The organism is Wolbachia endosymbiont of Tribolium confusum (assembly GCF_020405475.1).
GTDB lineage: Bacteria > Pseudomonadota > Alphaproteobacteria > Rickettsiales > Anaplasmataceae > Wolbachia.
In genome coordinates this window covers 13137-35587 of record NZ_JAIZNT010000004.1, presented here as the reverse complement: position 1 = coordinate 35587, position 22451 = coordinate 13137, and the positions used below count along the sequence as shown (strand labels likewise).

The following is a 22451-nucleotide window of genomic DNA, read 5'->3' as shown; positions in this document are numbered from 1 at the left end:
TTGTTATTATCGTGAGTTTTTATGAAAAAAGTTAAAACGGTTGGTAAGAATACAAAAAGGTTTATTACTGGTATTGTCCATATTCGTGCAACTTTTAATAATACTTTTGTAAATGTGACTGATGTTTGTGGTAATACGCTTTACCAGACTTCTGTTGGTGCATGTGGTTTTTCTGGTTCGAGAAAATCCACACCTTATGCTGCAGGTAAGGTTGCGGAGGCTGCTGCGAAGAAAGTAATAGAGAGATTTGGTATGAAGGTTGTTTCTGTAATAATTCGTGGTCCTGGTTTTGGTGCAGAAGCTGCAGTTAAAGCACTTCGGAATTTTGGATTGACTGTCACTTCAATTGCAGATAAAACGGCGATACCTCATAATGGGTGTAGATTAAGGAAAAAAAGAAGAGTATAGGATATTTGGAAGGTTTTTGTATGTATTATAGTGATAATGTTTCTTTCTGTGGAAATTTAGATAGATTAACTAAGCCTAATGCGATTAAGGTAATATCAGGTGATTCAAGTAAAAAAAGTGATATAGTTCTAGAACCTTTGGAAAGTGGTTTTGCTTTAACGTTGGGTCATGCATTGAGGCGTGTAATGTTATCTTCTCTTCGCGGTAGCGCTGTTTATGGAATAAAAATTGAAGGCGTGAATCATGAATTTACTTCGATCCAAGGAGTGAGGGAAGACATAACTGATATAGCATTAAATATGGGCATGTTGAGATGTAAGTTAAATAACACGTCTAATAAGTGCTTAAATTTGAGCGCTAAAGGGCCTTGTCAAGTATTAGCTGGAATGATAGAAACTGATGACCAATGCTCTATTGTTAATAAAGATTTGGTGATATGTACACTAGGTCAAGATGTGGAGCTTAACATTACTATATATGTTGCCAGTGGAAAAGGTTATCTTTCTGTAAATAAATATAAAGAAAATGAATTTTTAAAGTCTATGAATGAACAAGATTTAATTGGTTTTATTCCAGTTAATGCTTTATATAGTCCTGTTGAGAGGGTTTCGTATAAAGTAGAGAATAGTCGTGTTGGTCAAGTTACTGATAAAGATAAGCTGATATTGTCAATTGAAACTGATGGTACAATCTCTCCAAGTCAAGCTGTTGACTATGCTGCAAGAATATTACAGGAGCAATTTCAGCCTTTTATTAGTTCTGATGTGAGTTATAAAAAATCGCAGGTTTCTTTATCTAGTGGTGCTAAAGATTTGGGCTATGATCCTGTTCTATTGCGTAAAGTAGATGAAATGGAATTATCTGTTAGATCTCATAACTGTCTGAAAAATGAAAATATCACTTATATAGGTGATCTTGTGCAAAAGACGGAAGTTGAAATGTTGAGAACTGCTAATTTTGGCCGAAAGTCTTTGAATGAAATCAAGGCAATTTTAAATAATTCAGGTTTGTCTTTGGGTATGAATATACCAAATTGGCCGCCTAAGGATATAGATGAACTGGCTAAACAACATACTGATGAGGATTAGGTAGTATATGAAACATGGAATAAAGAAAAATAAACTGTCTCGTTGTACCGAGCATAGGTTATCAATGTTAAAGAATCTATCTATCTCGTTAATTAATCATGAGCAGATTGTAACTACTTTACCAAAGGCTAAAGCACTTCGTCCATATGTGGAAAAGTTTATTACAATTGCTAAGAATAACGATTCTTTACATGGTAGAAGGCTTTTGCTTTCACGTCTTCATAATAGTAAGTTAGTAGTTGATAAATTATTAAGCATTCTAGCTAATCGTTATCAAGACCGTAAAGGTGGGTATTCTAGAATAATAAAATTTGGTACTCGAAAGGGTGATTGCGCTCCAATGGCAGTGATAGAGCTAGTTGATAGAGATATTTCAGCAAAAGGTGAGATTTATAGTAAAAATAAAAAAGGAAGCAAAGTAGTTACACAAAGCTAATTGTTCTTTTTATGGTAAGTAGGTTACGCTATTTTGTAGGTTACTTTGGAGAATTGTTAGTTTCGATATATTTAAAGCTGAAATTCTATAATGTTATAAAACGTCGCTTCCGTTGTAAGTTGGGTGAAATTGACTTAATTGTATCTAAAAAAAGGGAGCTGATTTTTATAGAAGTTAAAACAAGTTTATTTGGAAAAGAAGTACCGATATCTCATTTTCAGTGTCAGTCTATTATAAATTCTTCTAAATATTTCTTAAGTAAAAATCTTGATTTTTTAGATTATTCAGTCAGATATGATTTATGTTTTCTTTCCTTAAGGAGAAAACCTATTTATATAAAAAATGCTTGGATTGAACAATGGTAGCTTAAATAACTTAGATTTACTAGAATAGGTAATTTAATATGAAAAACAATAATTTAGTTTCATCTTATGCTAGAGCACTGTTTCATGTCTCAGGAAGAAGATTAGGTATTATAAGAAAAGAAGTAGAATTTTTGTTAGCTTTTTTTAAAGATCAAAGTGATGTTTTTGTGTATCTATCTCATCCTATGGTTTCTCTTTTGCACAAAAAAGAAGCGATACTTTCTATAAATGAGAACTTGAGTGAAAGCTTAGTCAAATTTATTATGGTTACACTTGCAAACAAGCGCTCCCGTTTATTAATCCTTATATTAGAAAAATTCTTAAATCTTGTAAGGGAAAGTGAAAATGAATTGGAAATTACTATAAAATCAGCAGAGGTCTTAAAGAAACCTGATATAAAAATAATTACTGAATCTTTGAACTTTCTTGGTAAAATAATAAAAGTCAGTAATGTGGTTGATCCTTCTATACTAGGTGGCTTTGTAGTTAGGTATGGTTTTAACTTGATTGATGCTTCGCTTAAGAGTTATTTGGATAGATTGGTTGATTTGAGTAAAATGGAAATGTTGAAAATAAGGAATTGTATATGAAGAATAGCATAAATGCCTCTGAAGTAGTGAACATAATAAAAGAGAAGGTTGAGACATTTGATAATCCTATAAAACGAGAAAATATAGGTGAAGTAATTTCAGTAACGGATGGTATCACATTGGTCTATGGGCTGGAAAAAGCAAAGTTTGGTGAAAAGGTATCTTTTGCAAGCGGTGTAGAAGGAATAGTTCTTGATTTAGATCATGATACAGCTGGAATAGTTGTGCTTGGCAATGACCGTGATGTAAAAGAAGGGGACGTTGTAAAATGTAGTGGTGATGTTGTACAGGTGCCTGTAGGTCATGAATTATTAGGGAGAGTTGTAAATGCATTAGGCGATCCTATAGACGATGGCGGAGAAATTAGAGCCAAGAACAAAATGTATATAGAATCTAAAGCGCCAGGTATTATTGACCGTAAATCTGTGCATGAACCTCTGCAGACAGGAATTAAAATTATAGATTTGTTGATTCCTATAGGTAGAGGGCAACGTGAATTAATTATTGGCGATAGACAAATTGGTAAAACCACTATTGCGATTGATACTATTATCAATCAGAAGAAGATTAATGATGAGGTAAACGAAAATCAAAAAATTTACTGTGTTTATGTTGCTATTGGACAAAAAATTTCGACAGTAGCAAAAGTGGTGAATAAGCTAAAAGAAAGTGGAGCATTAGAGTATACAACCGTAGTTGTGGCTAGCGCATCTGACTGCGCGCCTATGCAATTTTTAGCACCTTATACCGGTTGCACTATTGGAGAATTTTTCCGTGATAATGGAATGCATTGCTTGGTGGTATATGATGATTTATCTAAGCATGCTGTGGCATATAGGCAGATGTCCTTATTGCTCAGACGTCCTCCTGGTCGTGAAGCTTATCCTGGAGATATATTCTATGTACACTCTCGCTTGCTTGAAAGAGCTGCCAAAATGTCTGATGAAAAAGGACAGGGATCTTTGACTGCTTTGCCGATTATTGAGACTCAGGCTGGTGATGTATCTGCATATGTTCCAACTAATGTGATTTCAATTACCGATGGACAAATTTTTCTTGAGTCTGAATTGTTTCACAAAGGATTTCGCCCTGCAGTGAATATAGGTTTATCGGTTTCTCGGGTTGGCTCTGCTGCACAATTGAAATCTGTGAAAAAAGTTGCTGGTTCTGTAAAGCTAAGTTTAGCTCAATATAGAGAATTAGAAGACTTTGCCAAATTTGGTTCTGATCTTGATGCTAGTGTTCAGTTGTCGTTAGACAGGGGTAAATACCTTATTGAATTATTAAAGCAAAAACAGTATTCACCTATGCAAATAGAAGAGCAAGTATTGCTTATGTATATCTTTTCTAATCTGTATGGTCAATTAAATAAGGTACAGGTGAGCAACATCAATAGGTTCGAGTGTGATCTTATCAATTATTTTCAAACTGTTCACCCTGGAGTTTTAAAAAAGTTGTCAGGTGACATGAATGATGATATAAAAGATGATATTCTTGGTATTGTGAGTGATTTTGTCACTCAATTTAATTGCGTTTAGGCGGTGATTATGACTTCATCCATTGTTAACAAGTTTCCTATTACAAGGGAAGGTTTTGAGAGTATGCAAGTCGAACTTGAGAAATTAAAGGAAGAAAAACCTTCTATCATACAGGCTATTTCTGATGCTCGTGATCAAGGCGATTTATCTGAAAATGCAGAATATCATGCAGCACGGGAAAGATTAAGTTTTATTGAAGGCCGCATAATTGAGTTAGAAAGTAAACTTTCACATGCAGAAGTGATAGAAGTAAAAAATTTGTCTGGTGATACAGTAATGTTTGGTGCAACTGTTACGGTAAGCATGCTCGGTGACGATAACAGTGAAATAGAATATGTTTATAAGATTGTAGGTGGGTATGAAGCTGATGCTTCAAAGCAGTCGATCTCTACGGATTCACCACTCGGTAGTGCTTTAATTGGCAAAAAAGTTGGTGAGTATGTGGAAGTGATAGTGCCAAATGGAGAGAAATTGTATAAAATAGTTAAGATTGAGTTTAAGTAAATCATGGTACAAGCAGCTTACCCTTCAATTGATCTGTCTCTCATTTCTTCTGTGGAAGATATATTAGAGGATGCTCGTTCCGGTAAATTATTCATTTTAGTTGATAATGAAAATAGAGAGAATGAAGGTGATTTGGTTGTTTTAGCTGAAAAGGTGAAACCAGAACATATTGCTTTTATGGTTAGGTATGGCACTGGTATTGTGTTTTTAGCTATGACAAAGTTTTACATGAATAAACTTAACCTTGAATTTATGAAGAGAAGTAATGTAGATGAAGCACTTATTCCTCACACTGCATTTACTACGTCAATCGATGCTCGTTATGGTATTACAACAGGTGTTTCTGCTCATGATAGAACGCATACGATACTTACTGCTATTGATGGAAAAAGTACTAAGGATGATATTATTACCCCTGGTCATGTTTTTCCTATTATTGCAAGTGAGGGCGGGGTTTTAGCACGCAACGGTCATACTGAGGCAAGTGTTGAGATAGCAAAATTGGTTGGATCTAGTCATGCGGCTGTAGGGTGTGAATTAGTGAATGATGATGGCTCTATGATGCGCTTACCCCAGTTGCTTGAATTTGCTGAACAACACAAAATTAAGTTAACTACCATCGATAAACTTATCAGTTACGTTCAAAATTTAAACTAGCGTTTATAAATTCGTATAGTTTAAATGTTAAAATGTAAGATTCCTAAAAGTTATACGAATAAGGAATTTCCATGTCTAAGCTTTTTGTTTTACTATTCTTTTTTGTATATTGTAATAGTGCTTACTCTGTTAGTATTATTAGAGATAGTGAAGTGGAAGCGGTAGTTAAGGATCTAGCGCAACCTTTATTTTCTGCTGCGGGTATTGATAATGATAAAATAAAAGTTTTTGTAGTTAATGATAGATCGATTAATGCTTTTGTAATTAACAATAACAGCATCTTCATTCATTTGGGGCTTTTACAATATTCGACTGAACCTTATGTTTTACTTGGTATATTAGCACATGAAATTGCTCATATATCTGCTGGTCATGTATTACAAATGAGTAGTGCTGTAGGTTATTTTCAATCAATAGCAATGGTTAGTTATATGGTAGGATTAGTTTCTAGTATTGTCATTAACCCTCAGGTTGCTAGTGCAATTTTGCTTAGTGGTGTAACGCTTAGTTCAAGGCTGTTTTTTAACTATTCTCAAGAGCAAGAGAGTGTAGCAGATAGCTATGCTTTAAGATACCTTGATGAATCTGGCTATGATAATTCGGGTATGAAAGAGATTTTTGACTATTTTAAGAGTATTGAGCATGAAAACACTGAAGAGTATTTCCGCACTCACCCACTTAGTGATAAACGTATATTTGCTGTACAGAATTATAAGGTTAAAAATAATATAAAACCAATCCTTGCAGATAAGTTGTTGAAGTTTGAACGTATGGTTGCAAAGCTAGACTCCTTTTTTACCCCTATTTATGTATTATCTAATAAATATGAAGATAATTCTAAGTATGTAAATGCTGTAATTCATTATAGGCAAGGAAAGATAGAAAAGGCTATTGCTAAAGTTGATTTATTGATTCAAGAGTCACGCAATGATCCTTATTTATATGAATTAAAAGCGGAGATGTTATACAAAGCTGGAAATTTAAGTGAAGCAATAAAAATGTATGAAGAATCACTTAGATATTTATCTGAGAAGAATAACTATTTAGTGAAACTTGCATTATCTCATACTTTGTTATTACACGGTAACATAGAGAAGGCAATTTTTTACCTGGAGCAGATTGCAAACGTAGAAGTGAATAACGCTTTTGTCTGGAAGTATTTAAGTATTGCATATAAACGTAGCGCTGATACGGCAATGCATTATTTTGCTTTGACAAAAAAGGCTTGTATTGAAGGTAATTTAAAGAAATTTATGAAGTACGCTGAGTTAGCTGTTAAAACTTTACCGCAAGATAGCTCTTACTTGCTGCAAATTGAAGATATGAAGCAACAATACAAACAAAAACACGCTGACTTTTAGGATTATTTTCCACACTTATCCAACATATCTTTTACTTCAGTACTTATATTGGGTATAATTTTCATTATAATCGTTTTGGCGCCAAAAAATACACCACAAAACATACCTAAGGCAAAGAGAGCTGGCCATGGCATTCTACCAAATATTGCAAGCAAAGCTGCACCTATTATGACTACAGTCATAAGTGGTCCGCCTATTCCCCAAACGTAACCAATAATGTTGCATATTACTTGGGCAGTTGTATCTTCTATATCGCTAGCAGCACTTGCGTAATCTGAGAAAGAGAGAAACAACACTATACATAAAGCATCAAAAAACTTTTTTATTATATAGCTCATTCTTTTGCCTCCAAGTAATAAACTAGTGTAAATCTAAATTTATATATATATTTATTTTAGGGTAAAACTCATAGTTTGTCCATAAATAAGTGTTGCTACATAAATAGCCCACCATTGATGTTAAGCACATGCCCCGTTATATATCTTGCTTCGTCGCTTGCTAAGAACAATACCCCTGCTGCTATTTCTTTCCCTGTTCCCATTCTTTTCATTGGAATATTATCTAATATTTTTTCTTTTTGTTTTTCATTTAAAACTTCAGTCATCTTAGTATCTATAAACCCAGGAGCAATGCAATTTACTGTTACACCGCGACTTGCAACTTCTTTTGCTATAGATTTGCTCATAGCTATTATTCCAGCTTTTGATGCTGCATAATTTACTTGCCCGGCATTTCCTGTCAATCCTACTATTGAGGAAATATTTATGATTCTTCCCCAGTTGTTTTTAATTAATTTCCTGCATGCTTCTCTATTTAGTTTAAATGTAGAGTTCAAATTAATGTCAATCACCTTTTCCCATGCTTCATCTGTCATTCTCAACAATAAACTGTCTTGCGTAATACCCGCATTGCATATGAGCCCATCAAAGCCTTTCATCAACTCACTTGCTTTATTTATTAGTTGATTTACCTCCTCAGACTTTAATAAGTCACAAGTAAGCACATGGATGTTTTTTTCATATTTTTTAGCAACTTCTTCGAGTACTTCTTTTTTTGTACTAGAAATACATAAAGTTGCTCTGGCCTTATGCATAATTTCTACAATTGCCTGGCCTATTCCGCCTGATGCACCAGTAATCAGAAATTTCTTATTCTCTAATCCAAACATAATAATTTTTATTTGTTCCAGCTCTTAACAGAATATTAAAAGACTTGCAATAGATTTTTTGCATAACTTTCATTTAATAGAAGCTTCTTGATAAATCTTGTATTTATTGGCGAAATTATAGCGGCTGCATGCCTTTTTTTATTTTTTCTACATTCGGCCAGATCGCGCTTATTTTAAGCGTTAGCACATTATCACTTACAGTAATATAGGGTCAAAAAGCAACATGGGATTCCTTTTGCCTTTTTTTGATTGGTAAATTTCTTAACACTTGTAGCCAAAGTAATTTTAGAGAGCCAGCGCGTGACTAGTTCTTATTACTTGATCAGTCTTCTGGATCCCAGTGTCTGGGCATTGGGATGACAGGAGTGTGAGATAAGGCTACATTCATACTCCAACAGGTATGACGGTGTCATTCCAGCACTTGATGCTGGAATCCAGAAGTCTTTACTACAAATAAGCATATTGAGCACAAAATTATGCTAAAACACAACGTTTTTGGTGAGATTATGGACAAACTGGATTCCAGTCTCATGCGCTGGAATGACATCATAGAGGTCGTTGAGATGACAGGAAAGAATACTTGAATGACAATAGGGACACTAAAATGAAAGGAAAAGAGGCTATTTAATTGTGCTGAATTTTACAAAATTTATTACTCCTGCCTGACAAATTTATTAGAATAGTATGTATAGTATGTTTATTAGTGAAAATCCGAAAAAAATGCAAGAAAAGTTAATATATTACTTTAGCCAAAGCAACTGTGAAGGCAATGCAGCAATGAGAAATCTACTAGGAGGGAAGGGAGCAAATCTGGCAGAGATGTGTAACATTGGCATTCCTGTTCCACCTGGTTTTACAATTTCCACTGCTGTTTGTCAGGCCTATTGTCAAGATAATGAATTGTCTAACGACCTACGTAACGAGATCAAAAACTACATGGCGATGCTCGAAAATGACATCGGTTGTAAATTCGGGGATTCAAATAATCCTTTATTAGTTTCCATACGCTCTGGTAGTGTGAATTCAATGCCAGGTATGCTCGATACGATCTTAAATGTTGGCCTAAATGATGCAACCGTTGTTGGTCTTGCAAAAAAAAGTGGAGAACGTTTTGCCTATGATAGCTACTGTCGTTTCATCATGATGTACTCGAATGTTGTACTACAGCTTGACCACAACCTATTTCAAGACATTATTGATAGTGAACAGCAAAAAAGTGGAGTAAAAAGCTTAGCTGATCTTAATGTTGATGTTTTAAAGAAAATTGTTAATGATTTTAAAGAGATAGTATGTGAGAAAATAGGAAAAAATTTCCCGCAGAACGTTGAAGAACAGTTACTCAATTCAGTAAATGCAGTGTTTTCTTCTTGGCAAAATGATAGAGCTGTTTCCTATAGAAAAATAAATAATATTCCTGAAAACCTTGGAACTGCAGTTAATGTACAAGCAATGGTTTTTGGCAATCTGAACGATAATTCTGCAACCGGCGTGATATTTACAAGGAATCCTTCAACTGGAGAAAAAAAGCTTTTTGGTGAGTTTTTAGTTAATGCTCAGGGTGAGGATGTGGTTTCTGGTGTTTATACTCCTATGCCAATTAACGGGGAGCAAGAAAGTACCATGGAGAAGTTGCTACCAAGTGTCTACCGAGAATTATGCGCGGTATGTGAAAAACTTGAAAGGCATAATAAGGACATGCAGGATATCGAATTTACTGTACAAGACGGTAAGTTATGGATTTTGCAGACTAGGTCTGGCAAGCGCACAGCCGAAGCTGCTATTCGCATAATAGTTGATATGGTAAACGAAGGAGTGATTACAAAAGAGGAAGGAATATTGAGAATTGATCCAAAAACCTTTGACAATTTATTACATCCAGTTCTTGATGTTAAAATCGATCAAGAAGTAATAGGCAAAGGACTGCCAGCTTCTCCAGGTGTTGCTTCTGGATATGTAGTATTCAGTGCAAGTGATGCTGAAAAAGCTGCAGAGCAGGGTAAAAAAGTAATTTTGGTAAGATCAGAGACGAGCCCTGAAGATATTAATGGAATGAATGCTGCAAGTGGAATAGTAACAGCGAGGGGAGGTATGACCTCCCATGCCGCTGTTGTAACTCGTGGGATGGGTAAACCATGCATTTGTAGTCTAAATGGACTTTATATTGATAAAGATGAAAAATTTCTTTCTATGGGGGATATAAAAGTAAATAAAGGTGAATCAATCACCATCAATGGAGGAACAGGAGAGGTTATGCTTGGTATTCTCCCTACAATTTTGCCTGAATTATCTCAAGAATTCAAAACGATAATTAACTGGGTAGATGAAATCAAAACAGTGAAGGTGAGAGCGAATGCTGATACTCCAAAAGATGCAAAAATTGCAAAAGAATTCGGTTCAGAAGGTATAGGATTATGTCGCACAGAACATATGTTTTTTGCTAGTGATAGAATCGAATTCATTCAAAAATTGATAATAGCTGATGATGAAAATGAAAGGACAAATGCATTAAATAAACTCGAAGAAATGCAAAGGTCTGATTTCAAAGAAATATTTTCTATTATGGAGGGCAGGGAAGTCACTATACGGTTGCTTGATCCGCCTTTGCATGAGTTTTTACCCCATAATCAATCTATTATAGAGAAAATTGCCAGATCACTGAATAAGTCAGTTGAATCGGTAAAAAATAAAATAGTACAGTTATCAGAAAAAAATCCAATGCTTGGCCATCGAGGGTGTAGGCTTGCTATTTCTCATCCTGAAATATATAAAATGCAGATTAGGGCAATACTCAGTGCTGCAAGTGAATTAAGGAAAGAAAAGAAGATAGAAGTGAAACCTGAAATCATGATTCCTTTTATCATGAGCGAGAGAGAGTTTGTTCTGATATGCGAGTTAGTAAAGAAAGAAGCTAAAAATTTCGATGTGAATTATTCAATCGGAACGATGATAGAACTGCCAAGAGCAGCACTTATTGCTGACAAACTCGCAAAACACGCAGAATTTTTTAGTTTTGGCACTAATGATTTAACACAAACAACTATGGGACTTTCACGAGATGATTCAGTTAATTTCCTCGATTCTTATAAGGAAAGCAACATATTCAAAAACGATCCCTTTGAGGTGCTAGATGTTGAAGGGGTAGGGGAATTAATCAGAATAGCTATCGAAAGGGGCAAAAAAACCAGAAAAGAAATTAAACTTGGTATATGTGGAGAGCATGGAGCGAATCCACAGTCCATAGAGTTTTTCATCAAATCAGGGGTTGATTATGTGTCATGCTCGCCCTATAGAGTACCGGTTGCAAAATTAGTGGCAGCACAGCTTAGCATAAGTTTGTTGGGCAGCACAACTGTACGAACATAGATTTCGCTAACAAGTAGCGGAATGATGATTTTTCAAATTGTCGATAAATCTAAGTCAGTTTAGCTATTTTGCTGCTACTTTTTTTTCTTAATATCTTAAGAAAGATTGACTTTTTGTTTAAAATAATATAAGATAAAATAATAGTGAGTAAGGTAAAAATGTCAGTATCAAAAGAACGTAAGGAATATTTACTAGAAAAGTTTAAATATGCTGCCAAAGAATTTGGCAAGTCTGGTACAAAGTCCAATCATCTAGCAGTACCAAAGGAACAGCAACTCTCTATTGATTTAGGTAATAGAAAAGTTTTTGGTATCATAAATAAGATTCTGTATTGGATAGAGAATAATTTTACTTATTTTTTTCCACGATATAATTTGTTTCCAGAAGTTGGAGTTGAAGGAAGAAAAATTCCTGGAACTAATACAAGGGTTAAGTATTTTAACTCTGATGAACAATTTGATCAAAGAAAATTTATTGGCGAGCAAGATGGGGAACTTAAGTTATACAACTTAGAGGGCAAATTATATGATACAACTGATAAAATTAGTAAGGGTAAAAAAGGTTGTGTAGCTTATGTGATCACGCTTGATGGAAAATTAGTAACTCATGAACATATTAATGTTAACAAAAGCGAATGGGCTTATCGTCATTCAACTCTTGCAGGCGGTAAGCCGATTTTATGTTCTGGTTTAATGAAAGTGGTAAATGGTAAAATAACTTATATAGACAATAATAGTGGGCATTATAAACCAGAATCAGCAAACTTATACAATGCAGTGAAAAAATTAGAAGGTCTATTTTCGAAAGATGCGAAAGTTGTTTGCCTACCATATTGGATTAGCTTGAAAAAACAAATTCCGCTTATACGCAAAATTAGTCTAGCCAAACGAGAACCTGTAGAGAAATTCTTGGAAAGGATGGAGAAAAAAGGAAAAGATGGGTTGACTCAATATGAAAGACATTTTGAAAGGGTAAAAGAATTTAATGAACAGTATGAACAAAAATTGCTCCTTGCAAGCTATAAGTCACCTACAAGCGAGCTGTCCTATAAACCAGCTATACATAAAAAACACAGATTGAAATACTCTGAGTATATTAACTTACACCTTAATTTTCTGAGAGAGTTTGATGAAAATCCCGAAGTGCAAAAAATAGCAATAGAGCACTCAATAAGAAGAGTTATTGGAACAAATTATGGCCATAAGCCTACAGTTGCGCTTGCTAAGGCACAGGTAATAGATAAAGATGGAAAGCTGCAAGAAACGGACGAAATAGTAGGTATAAATGTTGCTTTTCACCATGAGAATGATCGTGATAGCTTTGCTAAACTTCTAGATTTCAAAGAGTATAGCTATATTTGTCATTTGCAAAATAAAGATAGAGCTGTTATGGAAAAATTAATGCCTAATTTGCAAGATAAAAAAAATAGAGCCGATATGGAAAAATTAATGCCCAATAAACATACAGTTTTTATGAGTACAGACCAGACTAATAAATTTATAAAGGGCACTTTACAAATTAAAATTGATAGTGTTGAGCAGTTGGGTACCCGTTTAGTGAAGAGCTAAACTCTATTAAATATATGCTAATATATCTACTCATCAGAGTGGCAAAATAGGTAGATGAGAGAAATACAACCATAGAAACAAAATGGTTGTCATGAAAGTAACTGATACTGGCTTCTTTTCTAGATTCCAGTGTCACGCACTGGAATGACAAGATAAGGGAGCACTAAAAATAAATAGGAGTCATTCAAGTAGCTGACACTGGAATGACAAGAAAGGGGGCACCGAAAATAAATAGGTGTCATCCCAGGTGGGATCCAGGAATTCTGAGTTTTTGAAAAGATTATGGATTCCAGCGTCACGCGCTGGAATGACACCCTTTTAGTTGCTGTACGAACATTGTGGTACAACAGACCAAGATAGAGTTAATAGGATCTGCTCTTCCTGAAAATACGGAAAGTCAGTAAAAAAAATCTCAGGCATTAGCACTTCAGCTCTGCAGTTGAGTCAATATGAGAGAGTAAGTCTACAAAAGTAGACTTACTAATTGAACTTTGATCCTTTATTTTACTATAGAACAGACACTGAATCTGCAAGATCATAGAATTTATTTCCAATCTCTCTGAATGTACTACTTATATCAATAGGTGTCGACTCTTCTTGTGAATCAGATTTAAATAAGCCATGAGTATCTTTCAGATGACAGTACCACTTGCAGTTATTTTGCTCTGCTGTTACCTGCCAACTATTACCTGGTGACTTTTCTTCACATTCTCTATAGCAATCATGAGGTGCCTTCCATTGAAATGGAGGGTTTAGTATAGGATTTGTCATAATATACTCCTTAATTATAAAACTAACACCACGTTAGTACTTATATGCTAATATAATGTTAATTCTTATACTGACATAATAACTTTTCGGATAAGGTTTCTTGATTAAAAATTGCATTTTAGCAAATACTTATTGTAGGAAAATTTGCTCACATAAAACTGTTTATAGAGTGACAATAGATGTATTATACTTATACTTCTGATTCGAAAATTTATGCAGTTATTTCTAACAAGATTGGTCAATAAATTTTACTGTTTAAGGATGAGAAACAAAGTAATCATCGTTTCCGGTATTGCTCTTATTCTACTGTTTTTTATCAACAGTACATTTTTAAAAAAAGATCAGGCGGTTCATAGTGATAATCCAATTAGTAGTTTTTCAGTAAAAACTCAGGAGTATACTCCACAAAACCGCACTGTATATTTAAATTTTTCTGGTACAGTAAATCCCTTGCATAGGGCAAGCCTTGTTTCAAGAACAAGTGGTCAAGTTATTGCTATTTATTTGTCTGATGGTGAAAAAGTAAAAAGAGGCGATGTAATTTTAAAGATAGAAGATTATGACAGAGTTGCACAAGTTGAGAAAGCCAAAGCTTTATTAAATCAGCGTGAAATTGAGTATGATTCCTCTCGAAAATTGAATACAAAAGGGTATGGAGCACAGATAAGAGTGGAAGCAGCTTTTACTGCATTGCAGAGTGCAAAAGCTGACCTAAAAAGGCTAGAGTTGGATTTAGAAAATACTGCGATTAAATCCCCTATTGATGGTTATGTAGATAAGATCAACGTAAATGAAGGGGATTTTGTTAATCTTGGACATAAGATAACTGACATAGTTAATTTTGATCAGGTTCTTGTGGTGTTATATGTTTCAGAAAATGAAGTAAGTAAAATAGAACTAGGTAGTGCAGCGCAAATTAATTTGCTAGACGGAAGGGAATTAGTAGGTGAAGTGAGTTTTATTAGTAAAATTGCTGAGCCTAAAACTGGATCTTATAGAGTGGAGGTAAAGGTAACTGATAATGAGATTATATCCTTGCAAGGACTGACTGCTAGTGTAAGCCTCCCTTCAGGTGAAAGATTTGCATATAAAATTCCTTCTTCAGCTTTGAGCTTAAATGACGATGGTATTCTTGGAATAAAGATTGTTGATGACAATAATTACGTAGTATTTACACCAATAGAAATTGTTGACCATGAAGATGATGGGGTTTGGGTAGTCGCAAATAACGAAAATAAGCCTATAAAGTTAATAACGTTGGGCCATCTATCTGTTAAGCCTGGTGATAAGGTATAACTCGAATGTAACATGACTGTCATCCCAGTGCGTGGTGCTGGAATCCATAATCTCATCAAAAACTCAAAATCCCACTTCTTTTCTTGTCATGAAAGTAGCTAACACTGGGATCCAACTAAGTTGGTAGACACTTACAACGTTTTTTGTGCAAAAGGACTGGATGCCAGTGTCAAGCACTGGCATGACACCTATTTGTTCCTATGGTTGTCTTTTCTCGCCTACCTTATTTTGCCACTCTGCTGTGTAAACTTACTCGGCAACAACCTTTTTTTCTTTTAACAAATTTTGTAATTCACCTTTTTCATACATCTCACGGGTAATATCACAGCCACCAACAAATTCTCCCTTTATATATAATTGTGGAATTGTTGGCCAATCAGAAAAACTTTTTATGGACTGACGTATTTCATCATTCTCAAGTACGTTGATGCATTTAAACTTTACATTCAATTCTTTGAGAATTGACACAACGAGTCCAGAGAATCCACATTGAGGAAAGTCAGAGGTGCCTTTCATATACAGCACTACATCGTTTTCTGCTATGTCTTTTTTTATTTGTTCAAAATTGTTCATAAATATCACCTTAATTTTAAGCTCCAGTTTCTAGTTGCAATGCATGTATAGACTGACCTTCAAGAGCCTTATATACCATTCTGTGTTGTTCTATTTTTGTCTTTCCAGAAAAACACTTGGAAGTTATTTTTAAATGGTAGTGATCATCATCTCCAGCAAGGTCCTTAATCTTTATATCAGCGTCAGGGAATGACTGTTTGATAATTTTCTCTAATTCATGAATTGTAATAGTCATCAGTTTATTTTAATTATAAGTCTAAAATATGCAATTGATTATTGTGAAGACAATAAATTGAGCGTATTGAGAGCACTAGCAAGACGAGATTTTAGTTGACTTGCATACTCATTCCAGTCCTTTATTTCCTTTCTTGCCACACCTGAGGTAACTGCAGCTTTTGCAACAGCAGGAGATACTATAGAAATTAATCTTGGATCAAATGGAGTAGGTATTATATATTCACGTCCATAGCTCATTTTACGACCGCCGTAGGCTGAAGATATCTCATTTGGCACTGATTCGTGGGCAAGCTTTGCTATTGCATCTGCAGCGGCAATTTTCATTTCTTCATTTATTGTTGTTGCATGTACATCAAGTGCTCCTCTGAATATGTAAGGAAATCCCATTACGTTATTGACTTGGTTGTTATAGTCTGACCTACCAGTTGCAATTATTGCATCTGGCCTTACAGACTTTGCAAATTCAGGCCTTACTTCTGGATCAGGGTTAGCAAGAGCAAAAATGATCGGGTCTTTACCCATGCTTTTTAACATCTCTTCGCTGAGCACATCCTTTGCAGAGAGTCCGATGAATACATCAGCGCCTTTTATGGCATCAAGTAGAGAACGTTCTTTAGTGTCAATTGCATATTTTCCCTTCCACTCATTCATGTCCTCTTTTCTGTCTTTGTGTATTACTCCTTGTTTGTCACATAGTACTATGTTCTTAGCGCCCATGGACTTTAGTATTTCCAAACACGCAATACCAGCTGCTCCAGCTCCATTCATGATGATCTTGACATTCTCTAATTTCTTTTCAGCAATATCGAGGGCATTTTCTATACCAGCTGCAACAACTACTGCAGTTCCATGTTGATCATCGTGAAAAACCGGAATATCCATCAATTCATTTAGACGTTTTTCTATTATGAAACAATCAGGAGATTTTATATCTTCTAAATTTATTCCCCCCCAACTTGGCCCAAGATACCTTACTGCATTGATGAAATTTTCTATATCTTCTGTGTCAACTTCTATATCGACTGCATCAATGTCAGCAAAACGCTTAAATAAAACAGCTTTGCCTTCCATGACGGGTTTTGAAGCAAGAGGACCGATATTGCCAAGTCCCAGCACTGCGGTGCCATTTGAAATGACAGCCACATAATTGCTTTTTGCCGTGTAATCATAAACCGCTTTAGGATTTTTAGCTATTGCAAGGCATGGGGCTGCAACACCAGGGGAATAAGCAAGTGATAGGTCATACTGTGTGGATAAGGGTTTTGTTGGTATAATCGATACTTTACCAGGTTTACCACCCCTATTATGATACTTCAGTGCTTCTTGTTTTGTGGTGTTATCTAAATCATTATTCATTCTTATGCTTTGAGCTTATTGTTAGTAATTTTTTAAGTATATGGGGTTTTTATGAATGTTCAACTATTAGCTTGTGAACTCTATTGTACTTCTGTATAAATTTATCTACTACGTAGGGTGATGTGACATGCTTAAGAAAAACGTGCCTAATTTGCTAACAATTTCTCGTGCGCTCGCGATACCGGCAATAATATCAAGCTTTTATATAGAAAGTAAGTATGCAAGTCTAATAACAATATTGATCTTTATGTTTGCGTGCATTACAGATTTTTTTGATGGTTATTTAGCGCGTGCATGGAAAGTCCAATCGAATTTTGGCAAGTTATTTGATCCAATTGCCGACAAGTTAGTAGTAGCTTCAACAATAATCATGCTAGTTTATAAGCATAAGATAGATGATATTACAATTATACCGTCAGTTATAATTGTTTGTAGGGAGATATTAGTTTCAGGCTTGCGGGAGTTCTTGATAGCTACAAACGTTAGTTTACCTGTGAGTAAGGCTGGGAAAATTAAAACATTTTTGCAGATGGTTGCTATAGTAGCGTTAATAATGAGTGATTATGAAGCAACTAAATATATAGGTGTGGTTTGCTTATGGGCTGCGGCTGTTATGACTATGTGGTCAGGCTATAATTACGTTCTAGCTGGCATCAAACAGATTGACTAAATTACTTAAGAGTATACAAAGAAAGTTAATAATTTCACAATATTGACTGAGTAGTTAAAATCCTGTATAATGTATTAGTTTATAAATTAGTCAAGTTTGTATGACTGGTATTATTATAGATAGCTTTAATACTGAGTCTTCCTTTAAGAGATCAAGTTCTGAGAAAGATACTACAATAGAGGATTTTTTTCGAGATTTCTGGTCAACAGTTGATGAAGAAGAAAAAAAGAGAAAAAAACTTGAGCAAGAATTATTAATACTTGAAGAAGGAAAAAAAAAGCAGAAGCTAGAACAAGAGTTATTAACGTTAAAAAAAAGAGAGCTGCATAGAAAATGTGTATCATTGGCAACAATGGCTCCATTTGCATTGTTGATGGCAATTGAACTGGAAAAAACATGTAGCGATCAGGTATTACTTGGCCTTATAAGTAGCGCATTGAGCCATACTATATTACCTTTTACAATTTTATATCTTATTTGCACACTATATTTAATTTATAATAATAGAAAAATAGCAGAAAAAGAACGAGAGTTGGGGAATATTGAAGATGGAGAAAAAGAAAAGAGAGATATTCCTTATACAGTTGATGATTACTTTAACTATGCTGATGCTGCTTTAGTTACATTAGTTATTGTGGCTAGCATAGTAAGCGAAGCATTGGAGCAAGGAGTAATAGGAGACGTAGCTTTTTCAATTTCTAGTCTATTTTACTTTGTAGCGAGTGCTACTTTTTGCTATCGTGAGTACAAGAAAAATAAAAATTCTGAAGTAGAAAAAGAGCAAGGCTTTGATGAGAAATCTGAAAAAAAGACAAGCAATATGTCTGCAGCTAAGTTAATGCTCGCTGGTTCTTCTTTATTACTAATCAGGAGAATAATATTGATTTCTGGAGTAGCATTAGCATCATCTGCTGTTGGGCCTGCTTTAGGTCTGGTAGGTATTGCTCTTTTGATGGTAGGAAGTGGATTGATTACGCATTCTTATAGTAAAAAGCTAGAGAACGTGGAAGTGAGCGGAAAGGGTGTTGCAATAGGTGGTGGTGCGAGCAATATAGGTAATGGTGGCCAAGAGCCGCTTTTCGTTCGATGATAATGCCAAAAATTTGTTTATTTAGGTAATATTTAGTCTATACTTTATTTTGATCAAAAAAAATCTTATGTATAAGACTTTAATCATATGCTTTTTTCTTCTGACTTGCCCCTTCACGCAGTCGTATGGGAATGATCTGGAACACACCGAAGCTGAACTATATGAGGAGGCAGTTAAGCTTTATGATCAGAAAAAATATAAGCAAGCTATTAGAGCATTTCAAAAGATAGAGGATTTGTATCCTTTATCTTATTGGGCAATGAAAGCCAAATTATTGTCTGGGGTTTCTCACTATAATATGGGTAAATACAGCGGTGCTGCAAGTGATATGGATGATTATATATACGTTTATCCAAATGGTGAAGATTTGCCATATGTATATTACTTAAGAGTATTATCTTATTACATGCAAATTAACAAAGTGCAGCTTGGGCAACAAATTGCATATAAAACTTTAGAGCTAGCTACTGAATATATTAATCTTTTTCCGAATAGCGAATATATAGAAGAGATCAAAGAAAAAGAAAAATTAATCACAGAACATATATCAAAAAAAGAGTATTCTATTGGTGAATTTTACCTAAAGCGTGGTGAATATTTAGCAGCAATTAAGCGTTTTCAAAATATGATAAGCGATAAATATTCTTCTAGAGTTATTAGTTATTTAATAACAGCTCACTTAGCTCTTGGCCTTGACTTAGAAGCTGAGCAGTATGAAAATATGTTAGCAGAAGGGGTGAATTAGTTTTCTTATGGCTGGTCATTCACAGTTTTCAAATATAAAACATCGAAAAGGTGCTCAGGATGCAAAGCGCTCGCAAAAATTTACGAAGCTCATTAGGGAAATAACAGTTGCTGCAAAACAAGGGCTGCCTGATCCCGAACTCAATCCACGTCTTCGCTCTGCTATCTTTGCTGCGCGAAAGGAAAATCTACCAAAAGATAAAATAGAAACAGCAATAAAAAATGCAGCTGGTAACGTTGCTGGAGAAAGTTATGAAGAAATACAATATGAAGGCTGCGGACCTTCTGGTGCTGCACTTATTGTCCATGCTCTGACAAATAATCGCAACCGAACTGCTTCTGAGATACGTTATATCTTTTCTCGCAAAGGCGGTAATTTGGGAGAAACAGGATGTGTGAGTTACCTTTTCGATCATGTAGGCTTAATTGTCTATAAAGCAGAGGGTATAAATTTTGAAGATTTATTTAACTATGGAATTGAATTAGAAGTATTGAATGTTGAGGAAAATAACAAAGAAGAATTATATGTTATAACTTGTGAAGTAAAAGACTTTGGTAAAGTACGTGACGCTTTCTATACAAAATTTGGAGAACCAGAACTTGCTCGTCTTTCATGGCAACCAAAGGACCTGATTGAAGTTAGCGACAAAGAATTAATTGATAAATTATCTACATTAGTTGAAGAGCTAGAAGATAATGATGATGTGCAGTATGTTGAAGGTAATTTTATTTTTGCTGATAAACTATGAGGCTGGTAATACTTCCACTGCTTTGTATTTTACCAGCATATGCAACTGAAACATTTGCGCAGAAAGACTATTGTCATTCCAGTGCCCAGACACTGGAAATTGATTGTAAACAGCACGCTATACAACATTTTCGATTAAAAAACTGGATTCCAGTGTCAAGCACTGAAATGACACTAACCCACTCTCCAGTGTTATTCCAAGACGGGATCAGGAAAAAAAAAGCTACAGAAAGTGATAGAAAGTTGTTATTCATATCCAGTGACATAAAATCCTCTTTTTTTGATGCAGGAGGTTTGGCGCCAGATACAATAATGAGATTAATCAGCATATATAAAGATTATGGTGTAGATTTTAAAAAAGACATTGTGCCCAAAAGCAAGTTGGAAGTTCTGTGTGAGAGTAATCAGAAAGCTGAAGAAAAAATTTTATATACTTCACTGATAACAGATAAAAAGGCCATTAGTTTGTATCATTATGAATCACAGAGCGGCAAAGAAAGGTATTTTAATAAAGAGGGGGTAAGCTTGAAGAGTAGCGAAATTTTTGTAAGTCCTTTAAACGGAGATTTTCGTATATCCTCGAATTTTGGTAATAGAAAGCATCCCATTCATAGTAAAATTGCTTTTCATAAAGGAGTAGATTATGCAGCTAAACTTGGCACTCCTATACACGCCACTGCAGAAGGTGTAATAGAATATATAGGAAAGAATGGTGGCTATGGGAATTACATCAAAATAAAGCACAACAATAAATATTCAACTTGTTACGCACATATAAGCAAATTTAGTAGCGATATAAAGTTAGGCTCTAAAGTAAAGCAGGGACAAATCATTGCTTATGTTGGCAGCACTGGTGTTGCAACAGGACCCCATTTACATTACGAAGTTATATATAATGGTAAACACATTGATCCACTTACAATAGCAAGTAGAACTGAAGTAAAGTTGCCTGATCGTGAATTAAGAGAGTTTAAATTATTTGTAAGTAAGGTAGATGAAATAATCAGCAGAGAGGGTGCAAGTGAAAAAGCAATCTGATGAAGACAGTACAGATAAAAATACAATAAATGATAGAAATCTAAGTAAAATTCGGGCTTTTCCTGTACTAATAGTACTAGGATTAGTTTTATTGGTACTTTTTGTGTATGACAGCACAATTGCACTTGGAGTTGCTGCTGTTTCAATTTTGACTTTTCTTCAGGCATTTTTTGTTAATGACCCTAATGAAGCAAGAGTGATAGAGTTTTTTGGTCATTATATTGGAACTTATTTTAAGTCTGGAATATGCGTAACGCTTCCATTTTCGAGTAAATATAGAGTTTCTCTGAAATTTCAGAATATCAATACAGAAAAAATTAAAGTTAATGATGCTAATGGAAGTCCGATAGAGATTTCAGTAGTAATTGTTTGGAGAGTGAGCAGTCCTGCAAAGGCATATTATGATGTTAATAATTATCATGAATTCGTTTTTGTGCAAAGTGACTCGGTAATTAGAGAACTGGCAAGTAATTATCCGTATGATAGCGAAAACGATGAGGAATCTTTGCGTAAAAATTCTGATAAAATTTCAAATGAATTGAGATCAATGCTACAACAAAGATTGAATATTGCTGGAATTGAAATTGCAGAAGCGAGAATATCGCATTTGGCCTATTCATCTGAGATTGCACAAGCAATGCTGAGGCGTCAACAAGCGCATGCCATCACCTCTGCAAGAAAGCATATAGTGCAAAATGCAATAGGAATTATCGAAGAAGTAATAGCCCATTTTGAAAAAAATAAAAGCTTACAATTGGATGGAAAACAAAAGGTTCAATTGATAAACAATTTGCTAGTTGCTCTGATTTCTGAGCAGGATGCACAGCCGACTATTAGTTTGGATAATAATTAGCTTAGGTATACTTTTAATTCTTTTTGGTT

Annotated in this window: 24 protein-coding genes; 18 read left to right on the top strand and 6 right to left on the bottom strand. The window is 34.7% G+C overall.

Annotated elements, in window-relative coordinates; all coding sequences use genetic code 11:
- The first annotated feature begins 21 nt into the window (after positions 1 to 21).
- The 9 genes from rpsK to LEM02_RS03285 all read left to right on the top strand — a co-directional run bounded on the left by rpsK (position 22) and on the right by LEM02_RS03285 (position 6947).
- The gene (gene rpsK / locus LEM02_RS03325; protein WP_226079733.1) at positions 22 to 408 is read left to right on the top strand and encodes a 30S ribosomal protein S11; all 387 of its coding nucleotides are present in this window, start codon (positions 22 to 24) and stop codon (positions 406 to 408) included.
- A gap of 20 nt (positions 409 to 428) precedes the next feature.
- The gene (locus LEM02_RS03320; RefSeq protein ID WP_226079732.1) at positions 429 to 1496 is read left to right on the top strand and encodes a DNA-directed RNA polymerase subunit alpha; all 1068 of its coding nucleotides are present in this window, start codon (positions 429 to 431) and stop codon (positions 1494 to 1496) included.
- Positions 1497 to 1503: 7 nt separating this feature from the next.
- A complete protein-coding gene (gene rplQ, locus LEM02_RS03315) occupies positions 1504 to 1932 on the top strand; it encodes a 50S ribosomal protein L17 (RefSeq protein WP_226079731.1) in 429 nt (142 codons plus the stop codon).
- A gap of 11 nt (positions 1933 to 1943) precedes the next feature.
- A complete protein-coding gene (locus tag LEM02_RS03310; RefSeq protein WP_226079730.1) occupies positions 1944 to 2297 on the top strand; it encodes a YraN family protein in 354 nt (117 codons plus the stop codon).
- Between the two features lie 38 nt (positions 2298 to 2335).
- Entirely contained in the window at positions 2336 to 2887 is a 552-nt protein-coding gene (atpH, locus tag LEM02_RS03305; RefSeq protein WP_226079729.1) for an ATP synthase F1 subunit delta, read from the top strand.
- Positions 2884 to 4425 (top strand): F0F1 ATP synthase subunit alpha, encoded by a 1542-nt coding sequence (gene atpA / locus LEM02_RS03300; RefSeq protein WP_226079727.1) that lies wholly within the window; start codon positions 2884 to 2886, stop codon positions 4423 to 4425. Before atpH ends, atpA begins: the two co-directional genes overlap by 4 nt.
- A 9-nt stretch (positions 4426 to 4434) precedes the next feature.
- Entirely contained in the window at positions 4435 to 4929 is a 495-nt protein-coding gene (gene greA / locus LEM02_RS03295) for a transcription elongation factor GreA (RefSeq protein ID WP_226079725.1), read from the top strand.
- Between the two features lie 3 nt (positions 4930 to 4932).
- On the top strand, positions 4933 to 5586 hold the full coding sequence (ribB, locus tag LEM02_RS03290; protein WP_226079723.1) for a 3,4-dihydroxy-2-butanone-4-phosphate synthase: 654 nt from the start codon (positions 4933 to 4935) through the stop codon (positions 5584 to 5586).
- Between the two features lie 71 nt (positions 5587 to 5657).
- On the top strand, positions 5658 to 6947 hold the full coding sequence (locus LEM02_RS03285; protein ID WP_226079721.1) for a M48 family metalloprotease: 1290 nt from the start codon (positions 5658 to 5660) through the stop codon (positions 6945 to 6947).
- A gap of 2 nt (positions 6948 to 6949) precedes the next feature.
- Here the strand turns inward: LEM02_RS03285 and LEM02_RS03280 are convergent, their stop codons facing one another.
- Together LEM02_RS03280 and fabG are read right to left on the bottom strand one after the other, a co-directional pair.
- The gene (locus tag LEM02_RS03280; RefSeq protein ID WP_226079718.1) at positions 6950 to 7285 is read right to left on the bottom strand and encodes a TrbC/VirB2 family protein; all 336 of its coding nucleotides are present in this window, start codon (positions 7283 to 7285) and stop codon (positions 6950 to 6952) included.
- 95 nt (positions 7286 to 7380) lie between these two features.
- Positions 7381 to 8115: a 3-oxoacyl-[acyl-carrier-protein] reductase gene (fabG, locus tag LEM02_RS03275; RefSeq protein ID WP_226079716.1), complete on the bottom strand. Its 735-nt coding sequence runs from the start codon at positions 8113 to 8115 to the stop codon at positions 7381 to 7383.
- 720 nt (positions 8116 to 8835) lie between these two features.
- On the opposite strand from fabG, the gene ppdK reads away from it, so the two are divergent.
- On the top strand, positions 8836 to 11478 hold the full coding sequence (gene ppdK / locus LEM02_RS03270) for a pyruvate, phosphate dikinase (protein WP_410543380.1): 2643 nt from the start codon (positions 8836 to 8838) through the stop codon (positions 11476 to 11478).
- Between the two features lie 158 nt (positions 11479 to 11636).
- Positions 11637 to 13046, top strand: coding sequence for a hypothetical protein (locus LEM02_RS03265; RefSeq protein ID WP_226079713.1), 1410 nt, complete (start codon positions 11637 to 11639; stop codon positions 13044 to 13046).
- Positions 13047 to 13553: 507 nt separating this feature from the next.
- Here the strand turns inward: LEM02_RS03265 and LEM02_RS03260 are convergent.
- Positions 13554 to 13817: a hypothetical protein gene (locus tag LEM02_RS03260; RefSeq protein ID WP_226079712.1), complete on the bottom strand. Its 264-nt coding sequence runs from the start codon at positions 13815 to 13817 to the stop codon at positions 13554 to 13556.
- Between the two features lie 261 nt (positions 13818 to 14078).
- On the opposite strand from LEM02_RS03260, the gene LEM02_RS03255 reads away from it, so the two are divergent.
- The gene (locus tag LEM02_RS03255; RefSeq protein WP_226079711.1) at positions 14079 to 15113 is read left to right on the top strand and encodes an efflux RND transporter periplasmic adaptor subunit; all 1035 of its coding nucleotides are present in this window, start codon (positions 14079 to 14081) and stop codon (positions 15111 to 15113) included.
- Positions 15114 to 15362: 249 nt separating this feature from the next.
- On the opposite strand, the gene grxD is transcribed toward LEM02_RS03255, so the two are convergent.
- The 3 genes from grxD to LEM02_RS03240 are packed head-to-tail and all read right to left on the bottom strand — an operon-like array spanning position 15363 to position 17279.
- Positions 15363 to 15686 (bottom strand): Grx4 family monothiol glutaredoxin, encoded by a 324-nt coding sequence (gene grxD / locus LEM02_RS03250; protein ID WP_226079710.1) that lies wholly within the window; start codon positions 15684 to 15686, stop codon positions 15363 to 15365.
- 16 nt (positions 15687 to 15702) lie between these two features.
- Positions 15703 to 15921 carry a BolA/IbaG family iron-sulfur metabolism protein gene (locus LEM02_RS03245; protein ID WP_006012412.1) on the bottom strand — a complete coding sequence of 73 codons (219 nt, stop codon included), beginning with the start codon at positions 15919 to 15921 and terminating at the stop codon, positions 15703 to 15705.
- A gap of 38 nt (positions 15922 to 15959) precedes the next feature.
- Positions 15960 to 17279 (bottom strand): malic enzyme-like NAD(P)-binding protein, encoded by a 1320-nt coding sequence (locus LEM02_RS03240; protein WP_226079709.1) that lies wholly within the window; start codon positions 17277 to 17279, stop codon positions 15960 to 15962.
- Positions 17280 to 17406: 127 nt separating this feature from the next.
- Between LEM02_RS03240 and pgsA the strand changes: the two genes are divergently transcribed.
- The 6 genes from pgsA (at position 17407) to LEM02_RS03210 (ending at position 22422) form a co-directional block, all read left to right on the top strand.
- The gene (gene pgsA, locus LEM02_RS03235; RefSeq protein WP_006012406.1) at positions 17407 to 17949 is read left to right on the top strand and encodes a CDP-diacylglycerol--glycerol-3-phosphate 3-phosphatidyltransferase; all 543 of its coding nucleotides are present in this window, start codon (positions 17407 to 17409) and stop codon (positions 17947 to 17949) included.
- A gap of 100 nt (positions 17950 to 18049) precedes the next feature.
- The gene (locus tag LEM02_RS03230) at positions 18050 to 19039 is read left to right on the top strand and encodes a hypothetical protein (protein WP_226079708.1); all 990 of its coding nucleotides are present in this window, start codon (positions 18050 to 18052) and stop codon (positions 19037 to 19039) included.
- A 67-nt stretch (positions 19040 to 19106) separates the two neighbouring features.
- Complete coding sequence (gene bamD, locus LEM02_RS03225) at positions 19107 to 19784, top strand: outer membrane protein assembly factor BamD (RefSeq protein ID WP_226079870.1); 678 nt, start codon at positions 19107 to 19109, stop codon at positions 19782 to 19784.
- Positions 19785 to 19791: 7 nt separating this feature from the next.
- Positions 19792 to 20532, top strand: a complete 741-nt coding sequence (locus tag LEM02_RS03220) for a YebC/PmpR family DNA-binding transcriptional regulator (protein WP_226079707.1) — start codon at positions 19792 to 19794, stop codon at positions 20530 to 20532.
- Complete coding sequence (locus tag LEM02_RS03215; protein WP_226079706.1) at positions 20529 to 21569, top strand: M23 family metallopeptidase; 1041 nt, start codon at positions 20529 to 20531, stop codon at positions 21567 to 21569. Before LEM02_RS03220 ends, LEM02_RS03215 begins: the two co-directional genes overlap by 4 nt.
- The gene (locus LEM02_RS03210; protein ID WP_226079704.1) at positions 21553 to 22422 is read left to right on the top strand and encodes an SPFH domain-containing protein; all 870 of its coding nucleotides are present in this window, start codon (positions 21553 to 21555) and stop codon (positions 22420 to 22422) included. Before LEM02_RS03215 ends, LEM02_RS03210 begins: the two co-directional genes overlap by 17 nt.
- Positions 22423 to 22451: the final 29 nt, after the last annotated feature.

Coding starts and splice junctions, on each gene's coding strand:
- atpA (WP_226079727.1), top strand. CDS start 2,884: ATGAAGAATAGCATAAATGCCTCTGAAGTAGTGAACATAATAAAAGAG.
- greA (WP_226079725.1), top strand. CDS start 4,435: ATGACTTCATCCATTGTTAACAAGTTTCCTATTACAAGGGAAGGTTTT.
- LEM02_RS03245 (WP_006012412.1), bottom strand. CDS start 15,921: ATGACTATTACAATTCATGAATTAGAGAAAATTATCAAACAGTCATTC.
- LEM02_RS03215 (WP_226079706.1), top strand. CDS start 20,529: ATGAGGCTGGTAATACTTCCACTGCTTTGTATTTTACCAGCATATGCA.
- fabG (WP_226079716.1), bottom strand. CDS start 8,115: ATGTTTGGATTAGAGAATAAGAAATTTCTGATTACTGGTGCATCAGGC.
- bamD (WP_226079870.1), top strand. CDS start 19,107: ATGTATAAGACTTTAATCATATGCTTTTTTCTTCTGACTTGCCCCTTC.
- rpsK (WP_226079733.1), top strand. CDS start 22: ATGAAAAAAGTTAAAACGGTTGGTAAGAATACAAAAAGGTTTATTACT.
- LEM02_RS03230 (WP_226079708.1), top strand. CDS start 18,050: ATGACTGGTATTATTATAGATAGCTTTAATACTGAGTCTTCCTTTAAG.
- LEM02_RS03310 (WP_226079730.1), top strand. CDS start 1,944: ATGGTAAGTAGGTTACGCTATTTTGTAGGTTACTTTGGAGAATTGTTA.
- pgsA (WP_006012406.1), top strand. CDS start 17,407: ATGCTTAAGAAAAACGTGCCTAATTTGCTAACAATTTCTCGTGCGCTC.
- atpH (WP_226079729.1), top strand. CDS start 2,336: ATGAAAAACAATAATTTAGTTTCATCTTATGCTAGAGCACTGTTTCAT.
- ribB (WP_226079723.1), top strand. CDS start 4,933: ATGGTACAAGCAGCTTACCCTTCAATTGATCTGTCTCTCATTTCTTCT.
- LEM02_RS03240 (WP_226079709.1), bottom strand. CDS start 17,279: ATGAATAATGATTTAGATAACACCACAAAACAAGAAGCACTGAAGTAT.
- rplQ (WP_226079731.1), top strand. CDS start 1,504: ATGAAACATGGAATAAAGAAAAATAAACTGTCTCGTTGTACCGAGCAT.
- grxD (WP_226079710.1), bottom strand. CDS start 15,686: ATGAACAATTTTGAACAAATAAAAAAAGACATAGCAGAAAACGATGTA.
- LEM02_RS03320 (WP_226079732.1), top strand. CDS start 429: ATGTATTATAGTGATAATGTTTCTTTCTGTGGAAATTTAGATAGATTA.
- LEM02_RS03285 (WP_226079721.1), top strand. CDS start 5,658: ATGTCTAAGCTTTTTGTTTTACTATTCTTTTTTGTATATTGTAATAGT.
- LEM02_RS03220 (WP_226079707.1), top strand. CDS start 19,792: ATGGCTGGTCATTCACAGTTTTCAAATATAAAACATCGAAAAGGTGCT.
- LEM02_RS03260 (WP_226079712.1), bottom strand. CDS start 13,817: ATGACAAATCCTATACTAAACCCTCCATTTCAATGGAAGGCACCTCAT.
- LEM02_RS03280 (WP_226079718.1), bottom strand. CDS start 7,285: ATGAGCTATATAATAAAAAAGTTTTTTGATGCTTTATGTATAGTGTTG.
- ppdK (WP_410543380.1), top strand. CDS start 8,836: ATGCAAGAAAAGTTAATATATTACTTTAGCCAAAGCAACTGTGAAGGC.
- LEM02_RS03265 (WP_226079713.1), top strand. CDS start 11,637: ATGTCAGTATCAAAAGAACGTAAGGAATATTTACTAGAAAAGTTTAAA.
- LEM02_RS03255 (WP_226079711.1), top strand. CDS start 14,079: ATGAGAAACAAAGTAATCATCGTTTCCGGTATTGCTCTTATTCTACTG.